Source organism: Gluconobacter sp. OJB (genome assembly GCF_039638275.1).
Classification (GTDB): Bacteria; Pseudomonadota; Alphaproteobacteria; order Acetobacterales; family Acetobacteraceae; genus Gluconobacter; species Gluconobacter cerevisiae.
In genome coordinates this window covers 51,216-74,788 of the sequence record NZ_JBDIWH010000004.1, presented here as the reverse complement: position 1 = coordinate 74,788, position 23,573 = coordinate 51,216, and the positions used below count along the sequence as shown (strand labels likewise).

The 23,573-nt window shown below is 58.0% G+C and carries 22 protein-coding genes and 2 pseudogenes; 10 read left to right on the top strand and 14 right to left on the bottom strand.

Features of this window, described 5'->3' with window-relative positions:
• The first annotated feature begins 3 nt into the window (after window positions 1–3).
• From ABDK74_RS15135 to ABDK74_RS15120, 4 genes are all read left to right on the top strand, one after another.
• Window positions 4–2,097 (top strand): DEAD/DEAH box helicase, encoded by a 2,094-nt coding sequence (locus ABDK74_RS15135; RefSeq protein WP_346004485.1) that lies wholly within the window; start codon window positions 4–6, stop codon window positions 2,095–2,097.
• The gene (locus ABDK74_RS15130; protein ID WP_346004484.1) at window positions 2,097–3,302 is read left to right on the top strand and encodes a GIY-YIG nuclease family protein; all 1,206 of its coding nucleotides are present in this window, start codon (window positions 2,097–2,099) and stop codon (window positions 3,300–3,302) included. The genes ABDK74_RS15135 and ABDK74_RS15130 overlap by 1 nt, the downstream gene beginning before the upstream one ends.
• A gap of 284 nt (window positions 3,303–3,586) precedes the next feature.
• Complete coding sequence (locus ABDK74_RS15125) at window positions 3,587–4,498, top strand: tyrosine-type recombinase/integrase (protein ID WP_346004483.1); 912 nt, start codon at window positions 3,587–3,589, stop codon at window positions 4,496–4,498.
• Window positions 4,499–4,523: 25 nt separating this feature from the next.
• A complete protein-coding gene (locus tag ABDK74_RS15120) occupies window positions 4,524–5,708 on the top strand; it encodes an IS91 family transposase (RefSeq protein WP_346004482.1) in 1,185 nt (394 codons plus the stop codon).
• Window positions 5,709–6,284: 576 nt separating this feature from the next.
• Here the strand turns inward: ABDK74_RS15120 and ABDK74_RS15115 are convergent.
• The 6 genes from ABDK74_RS15115 to ABDK74_RS15095 all read right to left on the bottom strand — a co-directional run bounded on the left by ABDK74_RS15115 (window position 6,285) and on the right by ABDK74_RS15095 (window position 12,151).
• Window positions 6,285–8,741: a S8 family peptidase gene (locus ABDK74_RS15115; RefSeq protein WP_211497313.1), complete on the bottom strand. Its 2,457-nt coding sequence runs from the start codon at window positions 8,739–8,741 to the stop codon at window positions 6,285–6,287.
• Window positions 8,742–8,762: 21 nt separating this feature from the next.
• Window positions 8,763–9,770, bottom strand: a complete 1,008-nt coding sequence (locus ABDK74_RS15110; RefSeq protein ID WP_346004481.1) for an ATP-binding protein — start codon at window positions 9,768–9,770, stop codon at window positions 8,763–8,765.
• Between the two features lie 130 nt (window positions 9,771–9,900).
• Complete coding sequence (locus tag ABDK74_RS15915; RefSeq protein ID WP_408874515.1) at window positions 9,901–10,167, bottom strand: protease inhibitor I42 family protein; 267 nt, start codon at window positions 10,165–10,167, stop codon at window positions 9,901–9,903.
• Window positions 10,168–10,210: 43 nt separating this feature from the next.
• A complete protein-coding gene (locus ABDK74_RS15105; protein ID WP_346004480.1) occupies window positions 10,211–11,125 on the bottom strand; it encodes a C1 family peptidase in 915 nt (304 codons plus the stop codon).
• Window positions 11,126–11,495: 370 nt separating this feature from the next.
• A complete protein-coding gene (locus tag ABDK74_RS15100) occupies window positions 11,496–11,885 on the bottom strand; it encodes a PIN domain-containing protein (RefSeq protein WP_131973845.1) in 390 nt (129 codons plus the stop codon).
• Window positions 11,885–12,151 carry a hypothetical protein gene (locus ABDK74_RS15095; protein ID WP_099213473.1) on the bottom strand — a complete coding sequence of 89 codons (267 nt, stop codon included), beginning with the start codon at window positions 12,149–12,151 and terminating at the stop codon, window positions 11,885–11,887. Before ABDK74_RS15095 ends, ABDK74_RS15100 begins: the two co-directional genes overlap by 1 nt.
• A gap of 208 nt (window positions 12,152–12,359) precedes the next feature.
• On the opposite strand from ABDK74_RS15095, the gene ABDK74_RS15090 reads away from it, so the two are divergent.
• Entirely contained in the window at window positions 12,360–12,953 is a 594-nt protein-coding gene (locus tag ABDK74_RS15090; protein ID WP_346004375.1) for a recombinase family protein, read from the top strand.
• A gap of 96 nt (window positions 12,954–13,049) precedes the next feature.
• On the opposite strand, the gene ABDK74_RS15910 is transcribed toward ABDK74_RS15090, so the two are convergent.
• From ABDK74_RS15910 to ABDK74_RS15065, 6 genes are all read right to left on the bottom strand, one after another.
• Window positions 13,050–13,274, bottom strand: a complete 225-nt coding sequence (locus ABDK74_RS15910) for an MAPEG family protein (protein ID WP_408874514.1) — start codon at window positions 13,272–13,274, stop codon at window positions 13,050–13,052.
• Window positions 13,275–13,559: 285 nt separating this feature from the next.
• The gene (locus tag ABDK74_RS15085) at window positions 13,560–14,555 is read right to left on the bottom strand and encodes an NADP-dependent oxidoreductase (RefSeq protein WP_346004479.1); all 996 of its coding nucleotides are present in this window, start codon (window positions 14,553–14,555) and stop codon (window positions 13,560–13,562) included.
• 165 nt (window positions 14,556–14,720) lie between these two features.
• On the bottom strand, window positions 14,721–15,131 hold the full coding sequence (locus ABDK74_RS15080) for an organic hydroperoxide resistance protein (RefSeq protein ID WP_346004478.1): 411 nt from the start codon (window positions 15,129–15,131) through the stop codon (window positions 14,721–14,723).
• A 79-nt stretch (window positions 15,132–15,210) separates the two neighbouring features.
• Complete coding sequence (locus tag ABDK74_RS15075) at window positions 15,211–16,632, bottom strand: coniferyl aldehyde dehydrogenase (protein WP_346004477.1); 1,422 nt, start codon at window positions 16,630–16,632, stop codon at window positions 15,211–15,213.
• 28 nt (window positions 16,633–16,660) lie between these two features.
• Window positions 16,661–17,338 (bottom strand): type 1 glutamine amidotransferase domain-containing protein, encoded by a 678-nt coding sequence (locus ABDK74_RS15070; RefSeq protein ID WP_346004476.1) that lies wholly within the window; start codon window positions 17,336–17,338, stop codon window positions 16,661–16,663.
• Window positions 17,339–17,356: 18 nt separating this feature from the next.
• Entirely contained in the window at window positions 17,357–17,974 is a 618-nt protein-coding gene (locus ABDK74_RS15065; RefSeq protein ID WP_346004475.1) for a TetR/AcrR family transcriptional regulator, read from the bottom strand.
• 593 nt (window positions 17,975–18,567) lie between these two features.
• On the opposite strand from ABDK74_RS15065, the pseudogene ABDK74_RS15060 reads away from it, so the two are divergent.
• A pseudogene (locus ABDK74_RS15060) lies at window positions 18,568–18,996 on the top strand (recombinase family protein); the annotation flags it as partial.
• A 44-nt stretch (window positions 18,997–19,040) separates the two neighbouring features.
• On the opposite strand, the gene ABDK74_RS15055 reads toward ABDK74_RS15060, so the two are convergent.
• Window positions 19,041–19,583 (bottom strand): MarR family winged helix-turn-helix transcriptional regulator, encoded by a 543-nt coding sequence (locus ABDK74_RS15055; protein WP_010339851.1) that lies wholly within the window; start codon window positions 19,581–19,583, stop codon window positions 19,041–19,043.
• Between the two features lie 104 nt (window positions 19,584–19,687).
• Between ABDK74_RS15055 and ABDK74_RS15050 the strand changes: the two genes are divergently transcribed.
• From ABDK74_RS15050 to ABDK74_RS15040, 3 genes and pseudogenes are all read left to right on the top strand, one after another.
• The gene (locus ABDK74_RS15050; protein ID WP_010339850.1) at window positions 19,688–20,164 is read left to right on the top strand and encodes a YkgB family protein; all 477 of its coding nucleotides are present in this window, start codon (window positions 19,688–19,690) and stop codon (window positions 20,162–20,164) included.
• 133 nt (window positions 20,165–20,297) lie between these two features.
• Window positions 20,298–20,882 carry a recombinase family protein gene (locus ABDK74_RS15045; RefSeq protein WP_010339849.1) on the top strand — a complete coding sequence of 195 codons (585 nt, stop codon included), beginning with the start codon at window positions 20,298–20,300 and terminating at the stop codon, window positions 20,880–20,882.
• Between the two features lie 4 nt (window positions 20,883–20,886).
• Window positions 20,887–22,095 (top strand): annotated as a pseudogene (locus ABDK74_RS15040) (Tn3-like element ISMpo10 family transposase); the annotation flags it as partial.
• A 9-nt stretch (window positions 22,096–22,104) separates the two neighbouring features.
• Here the strand turns inward: ABDK74_RS15040 and ABDK74_RS15035 are convergent.
• The gene (locus ABDK74_RS15035) at window positions 22,105–22,719 is read right to left on the bottom strand and encodes a recombinase family protein (protein WP_010512305.1); all 615 of its coding nucleotides are present in this window, start codon (window positions 22,717–22,719) and stop codon (window positions 22,105–22,107) included.
• Between the two features lie 125 nt (window positions 22,720–22,844).
• On the opposite strand from ABDK74_RS15035, the gene ABDK74_RS15030 reads away from it, so the two are divergent.
• Window positions 22,845–23,573 carry a DUF4158 domain-containing protein gene (locus tag ABDK74_RS15030; protein ID WP_151199960.1) on the top strand — a complete coding sequence of 243 codons (729 nt, stop codon included), beginning with the start codon at window positions 22,845–22,847 and terminating at the stop codon, window positions 23,571–23,573.

The window sequence follows — 23,573 nt, the reverse complement described above, 5'->3', positions numbered from 1 at the left end:
CCCATGGTTGAGATGCTCAACGTCACCTATGGCACGTCAACAGCCAAGACGAACGCATTAGGTCAACGCCCGATGCAGGCCCGCACCTACGATGCCCGTGCCGCGCAGTTTCTCCTTCTCAAAGCCCCCCCGGCTGCGGGTAAAAGCCGCGCACTCATGTTCGTGGCACTTGATAAACTACTACATCAGGGGCTGGAGAAGGTGATCGTTTGCGTTCCTGAAACGTCAATCGGTGGCTCTTTTCGCTCTACCAATCTGATGAGCTACGGCTTTGAGGCAAATTGGGAGGTTGAGCCGCGCTGGAACCTCTGCCTGACGGGCGATGACGCGAGCAAAGAAAAGGTCAAGGCGTTTCAGGCTTTTCTGCAAAGCGACGCAAAGGTTTTGGTCTGCACCCATGCGACATTCCGTTTTGGCGTTGATGCTGTCATTGAGACCAGTGGTATCGAAGCGTTTGATCGGTGCTTCATTGCGATCGACGAGTTCCATCACGTATCGGCATCAGACAACAACCGTCTCGGCGTTATTCTACGGAACCTGATCGCCCGGGACGCCTGTCATATCATGGCGATGACGGGCAGCTATTTCCGGGGAGATTCAGACCCGGTTCTCCGGGAGGAAGACGAAGACCGCTTCACCAAGATTACCTACAGCTATTACGAGCAATTGGAGAGCTACGCCTTCCTCAAAGCACTCGGCATCAATTACGATTTCTATAAAGGGAATTACATCAACGGCCTTGAGGGCGTTCTGAACCCCAATCAAAAGACGATTATCCATATCCCGCATCGCGGCTCGTCTGAAGCGTTTGATGACAAATACAACGAGGTTGGTCGGATCCTTGATTTCTTAGGAAAGCATGAAGGTCGAGACCCTGAGACCGGCTTTGATTTGGTCCGCACAGCAGAAGGACGGCTTCTGAAGATTGCTGATCTGGTAGATGATGGTCCGGGCCGCAACAACGTGAAGACCGCTCTATCCCATGAGATTAGAGGAGCGGATGGTAAGCGTGATGATGACGCTGACAGAGCCAAAGTCGATATCATCATCGCCCTTGGCATGGCTAAGGAAGGCTTTGATTGGGTATGGTGTGAACACGCTCTGACCATCGGCTACCGCTCCTCCCTGACTGAGATCGTGCAAATCATCGGTCGTGCAACCCGTGATGCGCCCGGGAAGCCTCGCGCCTTGTTCACAAACCTTGTCGCTGAGCCCGGGGTTGAAACGGGCGTCGTCACTGATGCTGTGAATGATATGCTGAAAGCGATCTCGGGTTCATTGCTGATGGAGCAGGTCCTCGCTCCGAACCTGAAATTCTACCGGCGGGAAGATGGCGATGTTCGTACACCGATTGGCACGGATGACGAAGGTAATGTCACCATCGGGATTAAAGGCCTCATGGAGCCACCCACAGACCGTGCGCGGGCGATTTGTGAAAAGGACATGAACGATCTGATGGCGACGGCCTATCAGGAAATGGATCGCCGTGTGCTTTCACCGGAGACCGCCCCTGAAGTCGCAACGCAAATGGTTCTGACGGATATCATCGAAAGACGTTACGAGACGTTGGACACAGAAGAGGCTGAATCTGTTCGCCAGCATCTGGCTGCGCATATGAACGTCCTGACATTGGCCCGCAAGCAAGCCGAGCAGGATATTGCGGGCGCGCAATCCGTGCTTGGTGCTCCACCAACCGAAGGTGCCCCCACAACAGGCGAAGCGAACGATGGTGGTGAGGAGACACCTGACAGTGCTCCGAACACTCTGCTGGCCATGGTGAAGAAATTTATCAATGTTCGGGACATCGATATTGAGTTGATTGATAGCATCAACGTCTTTCAGGAACGCTTCGAAGTCGCGTCTAAGTCCTTGAATGCTGAGATCCTCGCGCATGTGCAATCCGCCATGGTCGCCTTGCGGGTGAATATGAGTGGAGACGAAGCACGGACTTTATGGCCGCGCATTAAAGCATTTCGCGCGACAGAAGGCCGCGAGCCCAATGTGAACTCCGCTAACACACTGGAGAAACGCATGGCCGAAGCGCTTGCCTGGCTGAAAGCCGAAAAAGCCAAGCGTCTACGCGAGGCAGCACAATAATGGTGCGCCCCTCTCTGGATGACATCTACAGCGAACACGACGAGTTTGGTCTTCTGGATCTCAAACAACGTGGTACCCGAAGTGGAAACACCACAGATCGTGGCGTCGCGGTGTTGCTGGACGTTACCCGTTTTGTCGAGCAGAACGGCCGCTTGCCGGACCCAGAGGCACTTGCCCATGACGAGATGAAGCTGGCGATGACTTGGGGCGCTGTAAAAACTTCACCAACCGAGAAAATGCGAGCAGCCGACCGCCTAGGACTTCTGGACGAAAAGTCAATCGCCCCGCCTCGCTCGTGGAAAGACGAAGTCCCTGAGGAGGCCATCCCGGAAAGTCTCGATGATATCTTTGATGATGACGAACTGGAGGTTGATCCCTCACTCGTCACCTTCCAACACACAACCCCCTCAAGCGAACGGGTGACACCCGATCATCGCGCTGAGTTTGTACCCTGCCGGGATTTTGAGAAATTTCGTGAGCGCTTCGAGATCGTTCAGCGCGCTCTTGAGACGGGAGAGAGAAAAGCAAGGGCTGTAAAAAAATGGGCCATTATTGAGCCTATCGAAGGCGATTTTTTCATCCGGAACGGCCTGCTCGCCATGATTGCGGAGAAGTCAGAGATGACCTCTCGCGGCGGTTCTCGGGATCATCGGTTGCGGATCATTTTTTCGAACGGGACAGAGAGCGACCCTTTAATGTCTTCCTTCCGGAAGTCCTTATCGGAAGACAAGACTGCGCGCACTGTGCAGAAGGTGGGCCTTGGTCCGGTTGATCCAGAATGGGAGAGTGATCAACTCGAACTGTCTGGCACAATCTATGTCGCCCGGTCGCGCTCAGAGGATCCTGCCATTCGAGAGCAGCGGATGATCTTACACAAAATTGGTGTGACCAGTCAGGACGTTGCCCGCCGTGTAGCTGATGCCCGTAACGATCCAACATTTCTACTAGCTCCAGTGGATATCGTCGGCACATACAACCTCAAGAACCTCTCCCGCCATAAAGTTGAGGATCTTCTGCATCGCTTTTTTATATCCGCACGCCCTGCCGAATTATTCGTCGTGGATCGTCTTGGAAAGAAGATCTCGCCAAAAGAGTGGTTTTATGTGCTGCCAGAACACGTTGGCCAAGCCGTTAAACTGATCGAGGACGGGCAGCTACATCTCTTCCACTACGATGTGGCGACGCAGAAAATCGTACCGAACTGAGGCGTGGAGCGATGACACGAATTCTAACGGTGCTCACCCCACGCGTACGTAAAATGCACTTTCGTGTGCGTTGCATAAATCTTCACATTAAATGCCCCAGTTTCTCATCACGGTATCTGGCCGCCTGCGTGGTGTCTCTCAGGCAGCTCTGGGGGGGAGAACGAACCCGCTGCGCGGGATTGGTGCGGTGTGCAGGCTATCACCACGGCGTGAGCGATCTGTTTTGTTTGGAACTCTCCTGATTTGGTCAAGCATTCTGGCTTCTTCCCCCCAGAAGGAGCCGGATGATGACAGAGTCCCTGTGCATTGCTGCAATCAGTCCCCTTCGCCAGCGTCTGCTTGATGACATGGCGGTGCGACGGTTCTCCCGGGAGACGCAGCGCAATTACCTTCGTGATGTTGGCCGTTTCGCCACGTTTCTGGGGCGCTCACCCCATACGGCAACAGCCGAGGATGTGCGCCAGTTTCAGATTGCGCAGAACGCGGCTGGCATGCCGACACCGACCATGAACGCCATCGTGTCCGCGCTGCGGTTTTTCTTCACCCAGACGCTCGACCGCCCCGACCTTGCACGCAGGCTGGTCCGGGTGGCGCAGCCCCGCAACCTGCCCGTCGTGCTGAGCCGCGATGAGGTTGCCCGGTTGCTTAACGCGACCATATGCCTCAAGCATCAGGCCGCCCTGTCGGTTGCCTATGGGGCAGGTCTGCGGGTGGCCGAAGTCGCAGTTCTCAAGATCAGTGATATCGACAGCGAGCGTATGCTGCTCAGGGTCGAGCGGGGCAAAGGGGGACGATATCGCAACGCCATGCTTCCGGCAGATCTTCTGCTCCTGCTACGGGAGTGGTGGAAGGCCGGACGCCAGCAGGGCGTGATGCACCCTCAAGGCTGGCTGTTTCCCGGGCAGGATACCATGAAGCCCATCAGCACACGGCAACTCCATCGCGTGGTTGTCGAGGCAGCACGGGCCGCTGCGATCAGCAGACGTGTGGGGCCTCATACTCTGCGGCACAGCTTTGCCACGCACCTGCTTGAGGATGGTGTCGATGTCCGCGTGATCCAGGTTTTGCTGGGTCATTCCCGTCTGGAGACCACGGCTCTTTATACAAAAGTTGCGACACGGACCGTGCGGGCCGTCATCAGTCCGCTCGACAGGCTGGGCATGCTGACGACCACGCAGGCGAGGCCCGACGGTTGATCCCTGGGCCTCGGTGGGCACCGTCATGTCCGCCTCGCTCGAACTTGGCGATATCTTCAGGGCTGCCGGTCCTGCCTGGCGGGTAGCCCATGCCGGCCGTCTCCCCCTGCAGCAGCTCAAGGTCATGTCGGCGGTCGAACACTGTCGCACGGCAGCCCTTGGTGGCCATGTCGCGGCCTGCGGGGACTGTGGACACTGGCGGATCGCCTATAACAGCTGCCGCAACCGTCACTGTCCGCGCTGTCAGGGAAACGCCGCACGGACATGGCTGGCCGAACGGGAGGCCGATCTCCTGCCGGTCGGGTATTTCCATGTCGTCTTCACCCTGCCGGCGCGGATCGCCGACATCGCGCTCCAGAACAAGGCCGTTCTCTACGCCCTGCTGTTCCAGGTTGCCTCGGAGACGATGATGACGATCGCCGCCGACCCCCGGCATCTGGGCGCGCGCATTGGTATTACCGCCGTTCTGCATAGCTGGGGGTCGGCGCTGACCCACCATCCCCATGTACACATGATCGTACCAGGCGGCGGCCTGTCCCCCGATGGCCAGCGCTGGATTTCATCGCGCCCGGCCTTCCTGCTGCCCGTCCGTGTGCTAGGGAAACTGTTCCGCCGCCTGTTCCTGACCCGGCTGCGCGCACTGTTCGATGCCGACCGGCTGGTCTTTCGGGGGCAGCTTGCCTCTTTGGCAGAGCGTCGTGCCTTTGTGCGATATCTGGCCCCTGTGCGCAGCAGACGCTGGGTCGTCTACGCTAAACCCCCTTTTGCCGGGCCCAAAGCGGTGCTGGCCTACCTGTCGCGCTATACCCACCGTGTCGCCATCTCGAACCGCCGTCTCCTGGCGTTCGATGAAAGAGGCGTGACGTTCCGGTATAAGGATTACCGCCGGGATACCGCGCATCAGCAGCAGGTCATGACACTGGCCACGGATGAGTTCATCCGCCGCTTCATGCTGCATGTTCTGCCACGGGGATTTCATCGTATCCGCCATTATGGCCTTCTGGCCAGTTCCAGCCGCAAGGCCAGCCTCGCCCGAGTGCGGGAACTGCTCAAGGTCATACCAGCGTCAGAAATCCCGGAAGCTGAAACGGTCATGCCACTTCCGTGCCCATGCTGTGGTGGTCCGATGATCGTCATCCAGATCCTTCCCCGATGGTGCCAGCCCCGAGGGCCGCCACGGACAACTGATCCGACCGGAGGATCACCATGACAGCCCGCAGAGACCACAGCATGACCCGATGCCTGTCGGAACCGTCTCGTTCCGGCACACCGACAGACCTGCGCAAAATGCGAAAAAACGGCAGAAAATGGGCACCTGGAACCGATGGTCCTGTCATCATCATCCGTAGGATCCGAGGGAAATGCCCTTTATCGCGTCACGAATGTCTTCACGTGACCCCGCTCTAGGGCGCCTCAGGCCCGCACCAGTTGCAAATTCCCCATAACTGAGTCCCGGTGTCGCGGGTTCGTTCTTCCCAGACTTTCGTACGCCTCGCGGCGCCCGAAACCCTTCAGGGGAGCGGAAGGTCGGCTATCGGTAGTGAGAGATCGAAAGCAGCCACCGCACCGCGCACTTTCATAACAGCTACCGACCAGATCACGACGTTCAGTAGGGGGCGCCTGACCGTCTGGTTGCGCCGAAACCTGCCGCTTGCATTTTCTTGAGCGTTCGGTCGGAATCCCCGACTGACCAGTCGCTTGAGATTATTCCCGCAGCCCTTGAGAGTACTTCTCCAATCATGCTCATACGGCAGTGAAATGGTACCCACGCCAACGACGATTACTCCTAGATCAAGTTCTCAATTGCAATCCGAGCATCATTTTCGATGGTGGTTGCGACCTCCTGATATATCTGTGCGTCGACATCGACATCGCAGGTCTCGATCGATACGACAAGCGAGTAAGGCAGCTTGCGCAACCAGCGATCACCGCGCTTGCGATCGCCCCACCAGCCCTTCGCCGGCATCACCCCAATTCCGCCTTTCAGCAGAAGATCTGATGCCGGTCCCGTCCACACGTCATGATGGAGCGAACCTCGCCGTGCGTTGGCCGGCCCGATCGTGAAGCGATCATCCTCATCCGGATCGTCGCGTTCATAATCCTCGTCGCGGGCAAGCTGATTGACTCGGGCGATCGCCCGTTCGGGCGTCTCGTCTTCAATTCCTTTGAGGAAGAAACGCAGTTTGGTCGAGGGATAGCGATTTGCTTGTTGACGGGTAGCACGTGATGGATTGGGTTCGACAAAATAGGACAACGTGATTCGCAGGCGCACTTCCTCGGGGCCGAGCTCCTCCAACGCTTCACGCGGCCACGGCAAGTCATGCCACTTCATTTCACCGAGCACGATCGAGCCACCAGCACCGCGGCGATAGGTCTGGATCTCGTCCTGCACGATCATGGTCAGCGCATTGTCGAGGCTAAGTAGCGCGCGCTCACGATTGGGCTTTCCGAACCCGAAGCGTTGTAAAAGCTCGGCATAGTCGCCCCGCGACGGCCGTCGCGGCAAACGCGAGAGCATCGCCGGGGTCCAACGGGCTGAATGGATCATCAGCGCGCGAACGGTCTGCGGGGTCGCATCAGGGTAGGCGGCCAGAATTGCGGCGGCGAGGCCGCTCGCCGCTGCGGTCGCCGCACTCGTCTCGCCTGTGCACGTGAATCGGTGGGCGGCAAAATCACGGGCCGTTGTCACGATGCTCAAATGCGGCGCATGCAGCGTCGCGATCCCATCCACATCGGCCACCCGATTGCCGCCTTCCATTACGATATCGGGCTTGTTGCATAGCATTGGTCGAGCCCAGGCGAGGGCCGTCCGGGACGTCGGGCATAGATCACCCTCGTCGGCAATATGACCGACCGGGTCGTCATCGTCGACCAGATGCGTGCAGGCGCCGACGGTCACCGCATTTAGCGCTTGCGCCGGCGACCGCATTGGCGACGCGTCGTTCAGTGCGATATGGTCGTCGATTTCGTAAGGCTGCTCGTCGATGTTGCCCGCCGGCACGAAAAACAATCGCTGCTTGCCTGGCCGCCCGAAAGCAAGCTGATCGATTGTCGTCGAAAGGCTTGAAGGTCGGCCGTCCGACCGTTCGCGCGGGACGCTCATCGACAGCGAATAGACCCGGTCAGCCTTGGCCGTTCGCTCGATGAGCTGCACCGCTTCACGCACCGATGTGCCCGGCAAAGGCTGCGCCACACCGGGGACGGCAGGCGGCAGCACCGTTACGGACTCCAGCCGGTGCGTGAGCAGCACGGGGCCCGCCCCTGCCAGAAGAGGGGCGAGATTCTCATATAGCGCAACGCCAGCCATGCCGGTGCCATGGCCGTGGTGATCTGTGGCATTCCACGCCGCATTGATCGTCAGGCACCGGTCGGCCTCGAGAAACGGTTCTAGGAGGGGATGGGTCCGACGCACGCCGCTGTCGAGCACACAGACCCGCGGCGCATCTGCGCCCGGTTCGACAAGGCGCTCCAGCAGATGGTTTGCCGCGGCCGCTTGCTTGCCCGGTGACAGCTCGAGCAGATGCGCCATAAACGACGATGCCGCGCGCAGTTCAGCGACGACCGGAACCTTGCGGATCAACTCACGCAGCTGCCGGCGCGTGCAGTAGGCGCGCACCACGATCGCCTCGGGAAACAGCAGGTGGCCGCGTTCTATTCCGATATCGAGCTCCGGCGCTGTGTCGCGTATCCAGTCCTCTGTCCCCGGTCGCAGCCAAAGCTCCCAGGCAAACATTTCGTCGATTGCCGGCAGATCGTCCTGATCGGTCCAGAGGTCCCGCAAGGTCGCCCCTCTGATCCGCTCGACCCGGTCGAAAAACTCTTCGTTGTTCGGCCGGACACCCACCCCCGGCTCGCTTTCCGCATAGGTCTCAGTGGCCTGTTTGAATAGATCGGCCTTGGCCGCGCGCACGAATACATTCGCGGTCTGCTTTCCGTCGTCGACGTCGACCGACAGCAGATCAATACCCCGACGGGACGATTCAAAAAACTTGAGCGGCATGGGTGTCGCGCTCGGCGCTTCGAAGCTCAGATAGAAGCCGCGCTCCGCTTCGGGCAACAATACCTGCTCAGCGATCCGCTGCGCATTCCGTGCGAGGGCCGATTCGACCGCGCCGACCAAAGCCGCAGCGTGCGCTTGGCGATCGCCGCGCTGGACCCGGACCGTCGTGACGACGGGCGAAACACCGCGGAAGGGAATGCCACGGCCTTTACGCCCAACGAATAGATGCGGATGCTCTGCCATGCCAGCTACGGAAATCCCGGACTAGATCGAATGACCCTGTCGGCGATCAGAGAGCGCGCCGACGAGCAGTTCTGAATCCAAGTCGCCATCATAGTCAAGCACCGCGATCCGCGCCGCATCGGCCGCACCGCGGGCAATGTCGCAATGCGACATGTCCTTGGTTTCCGCCATCAACCGGTCCCAATCAAGTTCTTGCAAGTCGAAGGTCGTCAGATTATTTTCGATCACCTTTCGTGCCTGAACCTCATCGGGCAGCTCGTAGCTGAAAATTGCGTCGAACCTGCGGAAAAGGGCCTTGTCCAGCAGCTTGGCATGATTGGTCGCAGCTAGGATCAGACTTGTGCTGCGATCCTCCTCAAGGAATTTTAGAAAGGCCGTCGAGATCCGACGGGCTTCGCCAACATCGTTAGGCGTCGAACGTTCGGCGCCAAGCGCATCGAGTTCGTCGAACAGATAAACACCGCGATTGTTGGCTATAGACTCAAACACTAGGCGGAGCTTGGCTGCGCTTTCGCCCATGAACTTGGTGATGATGCCGTCAAGTTCGATCATGAACAACGGAAGCGACAGCTCGCCAGCAAGCGCTGCGGCTGTGCTCGTTTTGCCCGTGCCGGGCGGTCCGCTGAGTAACAACTTGCGTCGCGGATGGAGACCGTGAGCTTCAAGTTTATCGCGTTGGCGTTGTTCCTTGACGATCCGCTTGAGTGCCTCGTCGAGCCGCTCTGGCAGGACTAACGAAGACAGCCGCATGCTCGGGAAGCTTGCCGTCAGAATGCCGGCAAGCTCGCCGCGCGGTCGTACCATCGGAATGGGATCGCGTGTGCGCTCGATCAATGCCGACTGATTGCGCGCCTCTTCGACAAGCACACGTAGCTCATTCGCTACCTTGCTATGGCCTCGCTTGGCTGCGTCGGAAGCCAATTGCAGCGCCACCTGTTCGAAACGAGTGCTGTCGCCTCGCGCATGGCTACGGACAAGTGAAATGATCTGGGCAGCGCTGGCCACTAATCCCCCCGATGCGGCAGCCAAAAAGCTCCGCTACATTCTATGCATGAAGCTTTGCAGAGCTCCAAGTCTTTTGCGCCGGACCGAATCATTCTCGTACTTCTTGACTTATCCATCTTGTCGCGGTCGTCGATGGTGCCGACCGTTTAAGAAACTATCGAACTCTGAGTGTAACCACTCGGGTCTCGGCAGATTTGGCCTGCCAAGGTGCTTGCAATTCCAGCTGCAAGCTTATGTCGCCAGCGCGCCGCGGTGTCACCTGAAAGATGTCGCGAGCGGCGCCACCGAATGCCCCCGTCGGTCGCGAGGGAAGCCGCTTAACCTCCACACCGTCGACCGGTCGCGCTTCCCACCGATACCCGGTCGTGCCCCCACCGGGGAGGGCGAATTCCAGCGTTCGCCCGATCTCGGCATCGACCATCGATGTGCCTTTAGGGACATCATGGATCATGGACTAGCCGTCCTCATGCTCTCTCGACCTCGATTCCGATGAAAGGGAATTCTTGGTCAAGGCCGCATTGGCCGTAGGCAATGCGGAATAGTCCATTCTCGCCCCAAGCTTCGGACCAGCTATTCTTGCCGATCCAACAAGAAGACTCGTCATCATAGCCTATGATGCAGACCGCATGGAGGCCAACCTCGTCGCCGGTCGCATGTTCATAAATGCCGCCTGAATAGTAGCGGAAATCATCATAGACCCGCATGCCCGCAATCACTGGTCCTCGCGCAACCGCGTAACGGCGGTCTTCGGCACTCAAGGCCGTCTGCCAGCTTGAAACCCGAAGCGCGGCAGGGATCGGTGTGCATTCCGTATTGAGCTCGTAAGGAAGGTCAGCTTCGAGGCCGACGCCTTTCATGGCTCGCTCAAGCGCAGGGACGAAGTCCCATCCGCTCTCGCAGCAATCGCCGCAGCCGCAGAAGAAAAGATCGGCCTCCGACAGATCTAACGTTGCGACGTTGTCCTCGGCAATCGCCAGCGCGCTCTCCATGGCTGAGCAAGTGGCGAACGCAACACATGCCCCGCACAGCCCTTGGGATTTTACCGGTGAAACGCGGCCGAGCTCGCGCCAGTCGATCTTGAGCGGCCGCTTGGGCCGAAACGCGTCAGGTGTGACTGTGGCAACCTGCAGCGCCTGGACATCCAGATTTGCCGGCCGTAGGCCGAACCGGCCAGGCGTTGCCGTGACCGCTGAGATCGGCGTGTTACCGGCTTGCCAGCCGAGCCGCTTGGCCGTGATCGCGGTTTGGACGTCGGTGAGGTCAACCAATTTCAGTAGCTCCTTTTCTGTCTGATCCGTATCACGTATCATCGGATTGTGGGACGGTGATGCACCGATGAAAAGCCGGATCCAATTGGCAGGGTACTCCGACGAGCGCATCTTCGATACCTTCTAGGTAGCGTGCAAGATTCGACCCTTTTGCTCGCTCAGAGTGGCTCCCTTCCTGAGTTCAGACCTCCTAGATCGTCCCTCCTAGATCGTCGAACATCACCCCTATCAGACTATCGCCAACTGCAGTCCGCTATTGGCAGAAACTGCCGTTCAAATTGTAATTTAGGAAAGGCGGGAATGTCCTAAACGCGGTCTTTCGTTACTCGCCTAGCAATGTCGGCTTTCGGGAAACGCTCCCAACCGCCTGTATGTCCGAGATGTAGGCGAAACCGGAAGGTCCGCTTATTTCAAGCGGCTCCTCCTGGGGGGCAAGTATCCGTGGAACAGAAAACCTGCATAGGGTTTACACTGCGTACGACTAGCGAATGAGAACCACCTCAACTCCGATTGCGTCCGCAATTTCAGCCCATGCCCGATCGGCAGTGACCGCGGGGAGACCCATTTTTTTGGCTAGCGCCAGACAGGCGCGGTCTCCGTGACTGAGACCAACCCGCTTGGTCGCATCGCGCATCAATCCGGCCGTTAGAGCCAAATTGTGATCAAGAGGCCGCACGTCTAGGCGTAGAGCCGCGATCAGTTCGGATACTCCTTCGGCCGGGACGCCTTTATCAACAGCTTTAGAAACGATCTCTTGCAGGTTGATCGCGGAGATGGCTGCATCGCGCAGCCAGTACCTAGCTTCTTCAGCTCCTGTTTCCTCGTTCAGGTCCGCAAAGACAGCGGATGTGTCGATAACGCAAATCGGCATCAGCGCTTCACCCCATCGTCATGGCTGTCGAGCGCATTTTCAGCGCGTCGCTCAGCAATGACTTCGTCAGCAATCGAGGTGCCGGCCGGGACATATTTTCGGAACAGTGCCCTGGCCCGATCAAGCGAGGCATCAGGCGTCATTAAGCGAACCTGCCCATCTACAATCTCCGCCATGAGCTGGCCGCCTTTTTCGACGCCAAGCGACTTACGCAAGCCAACCGGCAGAACAAGTCGACCATTCGGCATAACGTTGACACGAATCATGTAACTGATCTCCTGTTCGAAAAGGTTGCAACTTTGTTTCGGGTCATTTTCCGTGTTTATGTCATTTTTATTCTTGATGCCATAACATTCGGGTGTCCGAAAACGATCGTTTTCGGACAGGGGAAAAGCATTCTGTCCGTAAATTACCTTTACAGCGTTACGGACATAGCGGATAATTCGGACATCCTATTCGGACGAATTGAACCCTATGCCACGCACTTTTGCCTATGTCCGCGTTTCAACAGTCGGACAGACGACCGAGAACCAGATTCAGGAAATTGAAGCTGCCGGTTTTCAGGTCGAGCCTCGTCGGGTCGTTACCGAAACGATTTCCGGGAGTACCTCTATCGCGCAGCGACGTGGCTTTGCCCGTCTCATGGATCGGCTGGAGGCTGGAGATGTTCTGATCGTGACCAAGCTTGATCGTCTTGGTCGCGACGCGATGGATGTCAGCACCACGGTTAAAATGCTGGGGGCCATGGGAGTGAAGGTTTACTGCCTCGCACTTGGCGGTGCTGATTTGACCAGTTCTTCCGGCACAATGACGATGCAGGTTCTGAATGCTGTCGCACAGTTTGAGCGGGATCTGCTGATCGAGCGCACGCAGTCTGGTCTCAGGCGGGCAAAGTCAGAAGGGAAGACTCTGGGGCGGCCTTCCACACTGTCAGAAGGTGAGAAGCAAGGCGTCCTTAAGGACCTGGCGGAGGGTATGAGCGTTTCTGCACTTGCCAGAAAATTCTCCACAAGTCGGCAGACCATTATGCGGGTTCGGACTGAGAGCTTTCCTTCCGGCTCTCTATAGCGGTAGTTCCGCTTCCGCCTACATTTGAGACATAGAACAGTTATGTCGACATGACTGAAACCAGACACAAAGTGTCTCTTACCCAAAAGCGAGCGCTCAGGCCGTCAGGAGCAGCCCCAACAAGGAAATCATGAAATCGAAGGTTCGAAACATAGGAATACCCGCTGTATAGAGAGGTGGATAGACGATCCGAGCAGCAAGATAGATGTGACTCCCCCATTCCGTCTGCCATCCTTCATGACTAGCCAGAAGTGCTCCCAATTGGCTGCTGTGAAAAGTGTGAGTGTCTCGAGCAGTTTGATTTGGGCTCACGCAAGACATGCAGGAACCGGATGTAGTTCGGGCATCTTGCCGTCGCGCGCACTCCAGTTCCACTTCATCCCGTACTGGTGTGTTTTTGCCGCGCCTTCCCAGAAAACATTGACCAGAACCAGAACGATGATATCTCCGAGCGCACAAAACTCAGGACGTATTTGTCAGGTTTCCACTTGTTAAATGCCAGTCCGTGCCATGTGCGTAAACGCCTTCGCGACGACGCGCCGGGAGGAATGTTTACACCGTGCCAGGGAGAGGCTTCCGACATTCCCTCTCCCGGAATAGCTGGCCTTACGAGCCCAGACGCACGAGCGCCTTGCCGGTGTTGCCGCCGCTGAACAGAGAGAAAAAGGCTTCCGGTCCCTTCTCGAGACTGTCGAAGATTGTATATCGGCTGTCGATCATTCCTTTGGATACCCAATATCCCATCTGAGCCAGACATTCGGCCCGACGCGCCATGAAGTCGGTGTTAATGAAACCACGGACCTGGAGGCGCTTGGAGATTACGTAGGACAGGTTCGAAAATCCGGTTGGTGTATCGGAGTTATACATTGAGATCATGCCGCAGATCGCGAAACGGGCGTTCCATTTGGCTACACCCATCGCCGCATCGAGCTGCTCACCGCCAACATTATCGAAATAAACATCCAGACCATCAGGAGCCGCTTTGCGTAGTTTTTCCTGGAATGACCCTGGAGATTTATAATCAATGACCTGATCGGCTCCCAACGACCGCACGAAGTCGCATTTCTCAGCGCCGCCCGCCGAACCAATGACGGCCATGCCCCGTAACTTGGCAATCTGCACTACAAGAGATCCGACTGCACCAGCGGCGGCAGAAACAAAAACAACATCCCCTGGGCGCGCTTCGGCTACACTGAACAGACCGAAATAGGCCGTCATTCCGATCGTCCCCAGAACGTCGAGAAAATATTCGTCCTTGAGATCTGTGTCCGGCAACGAAAGGGCGTCGTTAGCCTTGAGGGTCGCGACGTCACGCCAGCCCATGAAATGACTGACCCGATCACCCACCTTGAGCCGATTAGAACGCGTTTCGATCACTTGGCCAACGGCAGCACCGGTCATAGGTTCATTCAGTTCGAAGGGTGCAATATAGCTCTCTCCCTCGTTCATACGGGGCCGCATATAGGGATCGACAGAAAAGAAACTGTTTCTGACCCTGATTTCTCCGTCATTTAGCGGTCGATCAGAAAAATCCTTCAGGGCGAAGTTCTCCAGGGTCGGAGAGCCTTTGGGACGGGAAACGAGAGTCCATGCGTGTGACATCGGTTTTTCCTTTTTTCCTTTATCGCTGGCCAGAAAAGTCCTGCGCCAGCGAAACAAAAGCTTCGTCAGATGGAAACAGGCGGTAAGGGAGCCTATCATCATCCGGGACAATCACGACACTATCTGCGCGTGTATCTGTTCCCCATGATGACGGTGTATCCCATGTCAGACGACAGAAACGTGCAAGCGTACGTCGACATTTCCACGGACTGCGTTGGAATAGGGGCAGACCTTATGCGTGGCTTCGATCAGCTTGTGGGCCTCAGTCTCATCCAGACCCCCGACTTCAACATAAAGGTCGATATCCAGGGCGTATCCGCCTGCGGATGTCTGCCCCATCCCGACTTCCGCCGAGGTTCTGCTGCTGGTCACATTCAGCTTCAACTGTCTGGCAACCATGGTCAGGGCATTGTCAAAACAGGCGGCGTATCCGAGCGCAAACAACTGCTCCGGATTGGCACCGGTTTTGCCCGAACCCGGCATTGCCAGATCGAAACCGAAGGTCCCGTCATCAAGTGCTGTATGGCCACTGCGACCGCCAGTTGCCGTTGCGCGGGTCTTGTAGAAAATCTTCATGGCATGTTTCCTGTGTTTAGAGACAGTAATGGATACTCTGCGCCCTGTGTTATGGTTCGGGAGCCGAGAGGTTCCGGGTTCAGTTTCCTGCCAGAAGTGCTTCAATCTGGGCATGACCGGCCGCATATGGCGCCCGTAGACGCATATTGAACTCACCGCCTGGGCTTTGCATGACAACTGCCTTGGTGTGGCTGAAGCGCCTGAACCCGTAAATGCCGTGGTACGCTCCGATACCTGATGCCCCAACCCCACCAAACGGTAAGCTTTCGACCGAGGCATGGGTCATCACGTCATTGATGACCAACGCCCCTGAGGTGGTCTGTTCACCAAACCATTTCTGACGCTCGGGGCTGTTACCGAAATAATAGGCAGCGAGCGGACGGGGATGAGCATTGATATAATCCACTGCCTCCTGGGTGGTTTGACAGGTTCTGATCGGCAGAATGGGACCGAAAATCTCTTCCTGCATCACACTCATCTCGTCAGTCGGATTGAGAATCAGCGTCGGCGCCATCTTGCGCTTTCCAGGAACAACATTGGCTTCGCCTTCCGGTTGCAGCCCAATCACCGTAGCCCCCTTGGCGCGGGCATCGGCCAGCAATCCCTGCAGGCGCTCGAAATGACGGTCGCTGATGATGGTCGTGTAATCCGGGTTGTCCTGCAGGGTCGGGAATGTTTCCGCCACAAAGCTACGCGCTCGCTCGACGAAGACATCCTCAGCGGTCTCCGGCAGCAGGACATAATCCGGTGAGATACAGATCTGTCCGGCATTGAAGGTTTTGACGGTCAAGACCCGTTCCGCCGCAGTTTTCACGTCGGTATCCGTGTCCAGTACGACCGGCGACTTGCCTCCCAGTTCCAGTGTGACCGGCACCAGATTTTCGGATGCAGCACGCATCACGTGGCGACCGACATTCGTACTGCCGGTAAACATGAGATGATCAAAGGCCAGCGCACTAAATGCTGCCCCGATGTCCGCATCCCCCAGAACCGTTGTCAGTTCCAGAGGATCGAAATACTGGCCTATCAGTTTCGCCAGCAGTTCAGCAGTGCGCGGCGTCAGTTCTGAGGGCTTCAGCATGGCCCGGTTGCCAGCGGCCAGTATTCCGGCCAGCGGGCTGAAGGCCAGATTGATGGGGAAATTCCACGGACTGATGATGCCAACCACGCCCAGTGGCTGATAGTCCACACGTGCCTGCATACCCGGGCCAGGAGCCAGCTGTTCATCGGATCGCATCCATTGCTCGACATGCTCGGCCGCATGCTGAAGAGCAGCAACAGAGGACATCACATCGGCCAACAAGGTCTGATAGGGGCTGCGATGGCCATAATCAGCGCTTACGACATCGACGATGTCTTCATGATGACGAGTCAGCAACTGTATCGCACGTGTCAGGCGATCACGGCGAAGCTGGGGACTGGCGGGTCCAGCCTGCACATGTGCCTGCTTCATCGCAGCGAGGGTAGCAGCCAGAGTGGCGGTGCTATTGAAACTGGTCATTGTCTGTCTCCGTAAATGCGGGACGTATTCAGGCCAGTTGCTGAAGGAGCGCCTTCGCGACCGCTGCGGAACTGGCCGGGTTCTGTCCTGTGATCAGATGACCATCAATGACGACATGTGGCTGCCAGTCGGGGCCTTTTTCATACAGGCCGCCCAGACGTTTGAATTCGTCCTCGATCAGGAAGGGAACCACGTCAGTCAGTTGTACGGCCTGCTCCTCGCTATTGGAGAAGCCTGTTACCTTGCGCCCTTTGACCAAGGGCTGACCATCTGCCGCACGAACACGGATCAAGGTGCCGGGTGCGTGACAGACCAGACCGAACGGCTTGCCTGCCCGGTCAAACGCCTCCAGCAATGCAACGGAGGCTGGATCTTGGGCAAGATCCCACAACGGGCCGTGGCCTCCCGGATAGAATACGGCGTCAAAATCTTCCGCACGCACATCCGCCAGCTTGCCAGTATGGGCCAGCATTTTTTGGGCCTCCGCATCCGTGCGGAAACGCTCGGTGTCAGCGGTCTGGGAGGCGGGGTCATTACTCTTGGGGTCCAGGGGCGGCTGGCCACCAAGCGGTGAAACCAGTGTCAGTTGTGCCCCGGCATCCTTGAAGACGTAATAGGGAGCTGCAAACTCCTCCAGCCAGAAACCGGTTTTCTGTCCAGTATTACCCAGACGGTCGTGAGATGTAAGAACAAACAGAATGTTCATGACGAAATCTCCTCGTGTTCAGGGGGATGGTGATGAGCAGGAGCTTACGGGCGACATGGGACCAGTGGGGTAGGCAAGCTCCTCCTCTGTCGCAGCCAGAGCTTCCCGCAGAGGCGCTTTGTCCTGCCCGAGTTTGGCCACAAGTGCGGCCCCGAGCCAGAGATGGTAAAGAGTGCGGGCGGCCGCTTCAGGGTTCAGGGACAAAGGCAGGGAGCCATCGTCCTGTCCTTCCATGAGCGTGCGGGCAAGCCGATCGGTCAGGCGCATGACACCATCATGAAGGATCAGCCGCATGACATCCGACAGATCCGCTATTTCGGCTCCGAGCTTGACGACAAGACAGTGCTCTGCCCAGCCGCCAATCTGTGGGTCATCTATCCACGCATTCCAATAACGCATCAGCCTCTCACGTCCGCTCTTGCCGGCAGAAGTGAGAATTGCCTCCATGCGCTGTTCGTAACTGTGCACATATCGCTCAAGGAGTTCTCCGCCGAACTGCTCTTTTGACGCGAAGTAGTAATAAAAAGACCCTTTTGGCACCTGGCAGGCATCCACGATGTCCTTGATGCTCAGGGCAGAAAACCCCTTTCGCAGCACCAGAGCATATCCTGCATCGAGAATCTGCTGACGGGTCATTTCCGCTTTTGTTGCTCCGCTCATGCGATATTTATAGATAATAACTGACCGGTCGTCTATAAAATAGTGTCCAGCACGTTCATCGTCGCTATCCACAGGATCATAGAAACCCTGAATGTCCGGAATTGGGGTTTTTCATCTCGGATCTGACGGGCCGCTCCCCCCCGATTGTGTTGAAAAAGTCCTACTGGAGCTTGCACTCAACATTTAGGTTCGATGTCATAACGTATAGAGTGCTGTAATCATGGGGAATTTTCATTCCTAATTGCATACAAAATCCTGAGCAGACACCTCAACCTGACTTTTTCAACACAATCCCCCCATAGCTGCCGATAGACGACCATATACCGTGGCTAAAAAGCGGATATTTAGCTGAATATCCTGAAAGACGCGTGAGCGGACATGCCGCTAAACTTGTCCTCTAAGCACACCACAGACCTCTTGCCTCTGTCGGGGCACATCTGTTTCCCGACAGGCCCTACGTCTCGGATCACGCTCATGGGGCCTCCTAGCCTAAAATGAAGTGAAAACTGACGACAAACCCCGTCGCTTTGGTGTAAGTGACCAAAATACAAAAAACGGGGTTTTCCGACATGCTGATCGGCTACATGCGTGTTTCTTCGCTCGATGAGCGTCAGTCTGTCGACCTCCAGCGCGACGCCCTTCTCGCGGCGGGGGTGGACGAACGGAATATCTTCCAGGACAAGGCCTCGGGAACACGCGACGACAGACCGGGTCTGAAAGAATGTCTCTCTTATATAAAGAGTGGAGACGTTCTCGTGGTCTGGAAGCTGGATCGCCTGGGCCGATCTCTTCCGCATCTCCTGTCAATCATCGCGGGTCTCAAGGAGAAATCTGTCTCCTTTCGGTCGTTGACAGAGCAAATGGACACCACGACGCCACATGGTGAACTGATGTTCTCGCTCTTCGGCGCCCTAGCGCAATACGAGCGGGCTCTGATTCATGAACGGGTCATGGCGGGGCTTGCCGCTGCGAAACGTCGAGGCCGTAAGGGGGTCAGGACATAGAACGGGCACAGATATACGCTAAGCGTCTCTGCGCGCACTTATGGGTCGACTCTATGCGTCGACGACTCCAGCATTCCAAAGGCATCCATCGGACAGTTGTAGCATCGCCTCTCGTCGCAGAGCCGGCATATCGTCAGCGCCGAGACAGCGTCGTCAGACATCTGCGCAAGTATTGTCTCGGCAATACGTTCCAGCACGAGGCGGTCAGCATTCGAGACATGGCTAAGGATTTCGGATAAAGTCTCGTTTCTTCGTTGCAGGATCGCAGATAGGCGAGTCTCGCCTGCCTCAGTGAGCATCAGCGCTACTGCACGACGGTCCCGTAGCGCTTTGGATCGAACGGCGAACCCGGCTGCAACCAATCGATCGACAAGCCGCACCGTCCCCGCGTGGGACAAGCCTAGCACCCGTCCTAATTCGTCGATCGAAAGACCGGTCGCGTGACCGATGACGACGATCGCCGCGGTGGTTTCGCCACCGCCGGGTATCGTCGGGTCGAATGCCGCCTTCTTAATTCGATCGGTGATGCCCACTGCGAGGGCGCCGAACAGATTGACGAGCCGGTCCGAGAGTACGTTCAAAGGGTTGCCTTATTCATTGACGGCGCATAGTGTATGCGCAGCGCATATATCACGCCTGTCTAAGCATGAAGGCAGGTCATGCGCCATGATGAAAGCGAGGCACCATGTTTTCGACATTACACATAGCTGAAAAGACGACCGGCTCTCGCGGGTCTCTCGCGTTGCTGCGCTGGGCGCTGGTGGTCATCTTTCTCTGGTTCGGTTGCATGAAATTCACGAGCTATGAAGCGATGGGCATCGCGCCATTGATGAAGAACAGTCCGATCATGAGCTGGATTCCGGCCGTTTTTGGGGTGCAGGGTGGAAGCTATTTTATAGGCACCGTCGAGCTCGCGACGGCCGCTGCGCTGATTATCGGTGCTTTCAACAAGACGGCCTCCGCTCTCGGCGCGGCGATGTCATGCCTGACTTATGCCGTGACACTGACGTTTTTCCTGAGCACGCCTGGCGTCGCCGAGCCGACCGCTGGCGGGTTCCCGGCGATTTCGGCCGGAACCGGACAGTTCCTGTTGAAGGACCTGGTGCTTCTTGCGGCATCAGCGTGCCTTCTACTTGCGTCCATACGGACAGCAGACGCGTGACGGCAAACAGGTGATAGGCGACGCTCCGGACCTGCGCTTTTGCCGAACCATACCCGCCTCAGCCCATAACGATCGACAAACCCTGTCGCTTTGATAGGGTGTTCGAAAACATGCTTTCGAGGGTTTGTCGTACATGCTGGTCGGATATATGCGGGTGTCAACGACCGATGACCGCCAAACGGTCGATCTCCAGCGGGACGCGCTCGTCGCAACCGGGGTCGATCATCGGCATCTCCATACCGACAAGGCATCCGGCGCGCGCGACGACCGACCAGGCCTGAAAGCCTGCCTCGACTATCTGAACGCGGGCGACACACTGATCGTGTGGAAGCTCGACCGGCTCGGACGCTCGCTGCCGCACCTGCTGACGATCGTCACCGATCTGAAGGCGCGCGGCATCGCGTTCCGGTCGCTGACCGAGCAGATGGATACGACCACGCCGCACGGCGAATTGCTGTTCTCGCTGTTCGGTGCATTGGCACAATATGAGCGTGCGCTCACGCGCGAACGGGTGATGGCGGGACTGGCTGCTGCCAAACGCCGGGGACGCCAAGGTGGCCGCCCGCCGATGATCGACGCCGAAACGCTCGAGCGGATCACCGCCGCGCTGGATGGCGGGGCCAGCAAGGCGTCCGTCTGCCGGACCTTCAAGGTGCCGCGTTCGACCCTTCTCGGCACGCTTGCCCGGATCGGCTGGACCGCACCGGCCAAGGTCTAAGCCGATGCCGCGTCGCGCCGTCCTGTCGGACGAGCAACGCGCGGCGTTGCTCGCGCTTCCCGACGACGAAACCCTGCTCGTCCAGCACTGGACATTGAGCCGGGACGACTTGGCCATCATCGTCCGCCGGAGGCGACCGCATAACCGGCTGGGTTTCGCGATCCAGCTTTGCGCGCTGCGCTATCCTGGCCGTTTCCTGCGACCCGGTGAACTGATCCCTGATACGCCGCTCGCGTTCGTCGCAGAGCAATTGCAGGTCGGACCCGAGGTGCTGGCCGACTACGCGACGCGCGGCCCGACCCGGTACGAACAGCTCGATGCACTGCGCGATGCATTCGGCTTCATGCCGCTCAGTCGGCCGCTGCGAACGACGTTGCAGGAATGGCTCCTGCCGATCGCGCTGACGACGACCAGCGGGGCTAGGCTGGCGCGCGTGATGCTGGATGAGTGCCGGCGACGGCGCATCATTGTGCCGGGCATCAGTTCGGTCGAGCGGATGGTCGCACAGGCGTTGCTCGATGCCGAACGCCATGTCGCCGAGCATCTGACCCGAGGACTCGATGCTCGACAGCGCCGGCTGCTCGATGCGCTTCTCCTGCCCCACACAGGCACGAACTTGAGCGATCTGGCCTGGGTGCGGCAGTCACCCGGCAAGCCCGGCCGAAAGACATTCGCCGCCATCATCGAGCGACTGACACTGCTTCGGGCCATCGGGATCGATCCGGATATCGCCGTAGGCGTCCATCCCGAGCGCCTCCGACGCCTGTGCCAGGAAGGCGTGCGGCTGACCGCGCAACATGTTCGGACGCTGCAAGCGACGCGGCGTCGCGCCACATTGGTGGCGACCATCCTCGAAACCATCGTTACCCTCACCGACGATGCGGTGCTGATGTTCGATCGCCTGCTTGGGCAGATGTTCCGGCGCGAACAGAACAGCGCGGACACGACACTCAAGCGCAACCGGCGCACCATCAACGGCAAAATCCGGCTGCTTGCCCAACTCGGCGCTGCCTTGCTCGCCGCCAAGATATCAGGTGGCGATATCGGCGCTGCGGTCGAGGCAGCGATCGGATGGAATGATCTCGGCCGCGAGGTCGATGAAGCCCGCAAGCTGATCCGCCCCGATTCGGTCGATCCCGTCGCGGTCGCCGCGACCAATTACCCCGTCCTCCGACAGGTCGGTCCCTCGTTCATGGAGTCGTTTGCGGGAGGGGGCGAAATCCTACGCTAAGCTGAGAACGCGCTTCCCATAATCCCTGAGCTCGCCCTTCGGTCCGACATATCTGTATAGAGTGACGCGCTCGATCCCGAGTTCCTTGCACAGATCGGAAACAGACGTGTCGCGCTGCGCCATGGCGGCCTGGGCGAGACGCACCTGTGCTTTGGTCAGGGCGAATTTTCGCCCTCCCTTTCGTCCGCGCGCTCTGGCTGCGGCAAGGCCAGCCATGGTGCGCTCGCGGATCAGATCCCGCTCGAACTCGGCCAGAGTGGCAAAGATACCGAACACCATGCGGCCGGATGCGGTCGTGGTGTCGATCTGAGCGCCTTTTCCGGTCAGCACACGCAGGCCGATCCTGCGGTCTGACAGATCCTTCACGGTGTTGACCAGGTGGGCGAGCGAGCGCCCGAGGCGATCGAGTTTCCAGACCACCAGCACATCGCCGTCGCGCAAGGATTTGAGGCATGCAGCTAAGCCGGGCCGATCATCGCGGCTACCGGATGCACGATCATCATAAATATTACCTGGCTCGATACCGGCGGCACGCAGGGCGTCGTGCTGGAGGTCGAGGGATTGGGAACCATCGGCTTTGGAGACGCGGGCATATCCGATCAGCATGTTTCTTAAACGTTGGTTTGAAGCGGTGACGAACATGAGCACATAAGCTTGCACTATTGTGTATCTTAACCAGCATCGCAATCAAACTATCTCAAACCTTACCTTGGAAAGAATAAGGAGCATGTATGCCGCGTCGCGTGACCCTGACCGATCGACAGCGCGAGGCGCTGTTTCACTTACCGGTCGATCAAGGTGATCTGCTGCGGCACTATACCCTTAGCGATGAGGATCTCGGGCATATCCGCCAGCGCCGGCGCGCCCACAACCGTTTCGGCTTCGCGCTGCAACTGTGCGTCCTGCGCTACCCGGGCCGGGTACTCACCCCTGGCGAGCTGATCCCGGCACAGGTATCGGATTTCATCGCGGCCCAGCTCGGGCTGAGCCGTGACGATCTACTCCTCTATGCCGCGCGCGAGGAGACCCGGCATGAGCATCTGGCGGACCTACGCCGGATCTACGGCTATCGCTCCTTTTCGGGGCGGGGCGCACGGGATTTGCGCGATTGGATCGCTCGGGAAGCCGAGGCGGCGACATCGAATGAGGATCTTGCCCGTCGCTTCGTTGCAGAGTGTCGCCGCACCCGCACAATCCTTCCCGGTTTCTCAACGATTGAGTGCCTTTGTGCCGATGCACTGGTCAAGGCCGAACGCAGGATCGAAGATCGTATCGCCGGCATGAACCTGCTCGCCGCCATCATCATCTTCTGGAACACCATGAAACTCGGGGAGGTCGTGGACAGACGCGCCGTGGACGGCATCATCATCCCGCCTGATCTCCTCGCCCATGTCTCACCGCTGGGATGGGAACACATCAACCTCACCGGCGAATATCGCTGGCCTAAATCCTTAGCGTAG

Coding starts and splice junctions, on each gene's coding strand:
- ABDK74_RS15135 (WP_346004485.1), top strand. CDS start 4: ATGGTTGAGATGCTCAACGTCACCTATGGCACGTCAACAGCCAAGACG.
- ABDK74_RS15130 (WP_346004484.1), top strand. CDS start 2,097: ATGGTGCGCCCCTCTCTGGATGACATCTACAGCGAACACGACGAGTTT.
- ABDK74_RS15125 (WP_346004483.1), top strand. CDS start 3,587: ATGATGACAGAGTCCCTGTGCATTGCTGCAATCAGTCCCCTTCGCCAG.
- ABDK74_RS15120 (WP_346004482.1), top strand. CDS start 4,524: ATGTCCGCCTCGCTCGAACTTGGCGATATCTTCAGGGCTGCCGGTCCT.
- ABDK74_RS15115 (WP_211497313.1), bottom strand. CDS start 8,741: ATGGCAGAGCATCCGCATCTATTCGTTGGGCGTAAAGGCCGTGGCATT.
- ABDK74_RS15915 (WP_408874515.1), bottom strand. CDS start 10,167: ATGGTCGATGCCGAGATCGGGCGAACGCTGGAATTCGCCCTCCCCGGT.
- ABDK74_RS15105 (WP_346004480.1), bottom strand. CDS start 11,125: ATGCGCTCGTCGGAGTACCCTGCCAATTGGATCCGGCTTTTCATCGGT.
- ABDK74_RS15100 (WP_131973845.1), bottom strand. CDS start 11,885: ATGCCGATTTGCGTTATCGACACATCCGCTGTCTTTGCGGACCTGAAC.
- ABDK74_RS15095 (WP_099213473.1), bottom strand. CDS start 12,151: ATGATTCGTGTCAACGTTATGCCGAATGGTCGACTTGTTCTGCCGGTT.
- ABDK74_RS15090 (WP_346004375.1), top strand. CDS start 12,360: ATGCCACGCACTTTTGCCTATGTCCGCGTTTCAACAGTCGGACAGACG.
- ABDK74_RS15910 (WP_408874514.1), bottom strand. CDS start 13,274: ATGTCTTGCGTGAGCCCAAATCAAACTGCTCGAGACACTCACACTTTT.
- ABDK74_RS15085 (WP_346004479.1), bottom strand. CDS start 14,555: ATGTCACACGCATGGACTCTCGTTTCCCGTCCCAAAGGCTCTCCGACC.
- ABDK74_RS15080 (WP_346004478.1), bottom strand. CDS start 15,131: ATGAAGATTTTCTACAAGACCCGCGCAACGGCAACTGGCGGTCGCAGT.
- ABDK74_RS15075 (WP_346004477.1), bottom strand. CDS start 16,632: ATGACCAGTTTCAATAGCACCGCCACTCTGGCTGCTACCCTCGCTGCG.
- ABDK74_RS15070 (WP_346004476.1), bottom strand. CDS start 17,338: ATGAACATTCTGTTTGTTCTTACATCTCACGACCGTCTGGGTAATACT.
- ABDK74_RS15065 (WP_346004475.1), bottom strand. CDS start 17,974: ATGACCCGTCAGCAGATTCTCGATGCAGGATATGCTCTGGTGCTGCGA.
- ABDK74_RS15050 (WP_010339850.1), top strand. CDS start 19,688: ATGTTTTCGACATTACACATAGCTGAAAAGACGACCGGCTCTCGCGGG.
- ABDK74_RS15045 (WP_010339849.1), top strand. CDS start 20,298: ATGCTGGTCGGATATATGCGGGTGTCAACGACCGATGACCGCCAAACG.
- ABDK74_RS15035 (WP_010512305.1), bottom strand. CDS start 22,719: ATGCTGATCGGATATGCCCGCGTCTCCAAAGCCGATGGTTCCCAATCC.
- ABDK74_RS15030 (WP_151199960.1), top strand. CDS start 22,845: ATGCCGCGTCGCGTGACCCTGACCGATCGACAGCGCGAGGCGCTGTTT.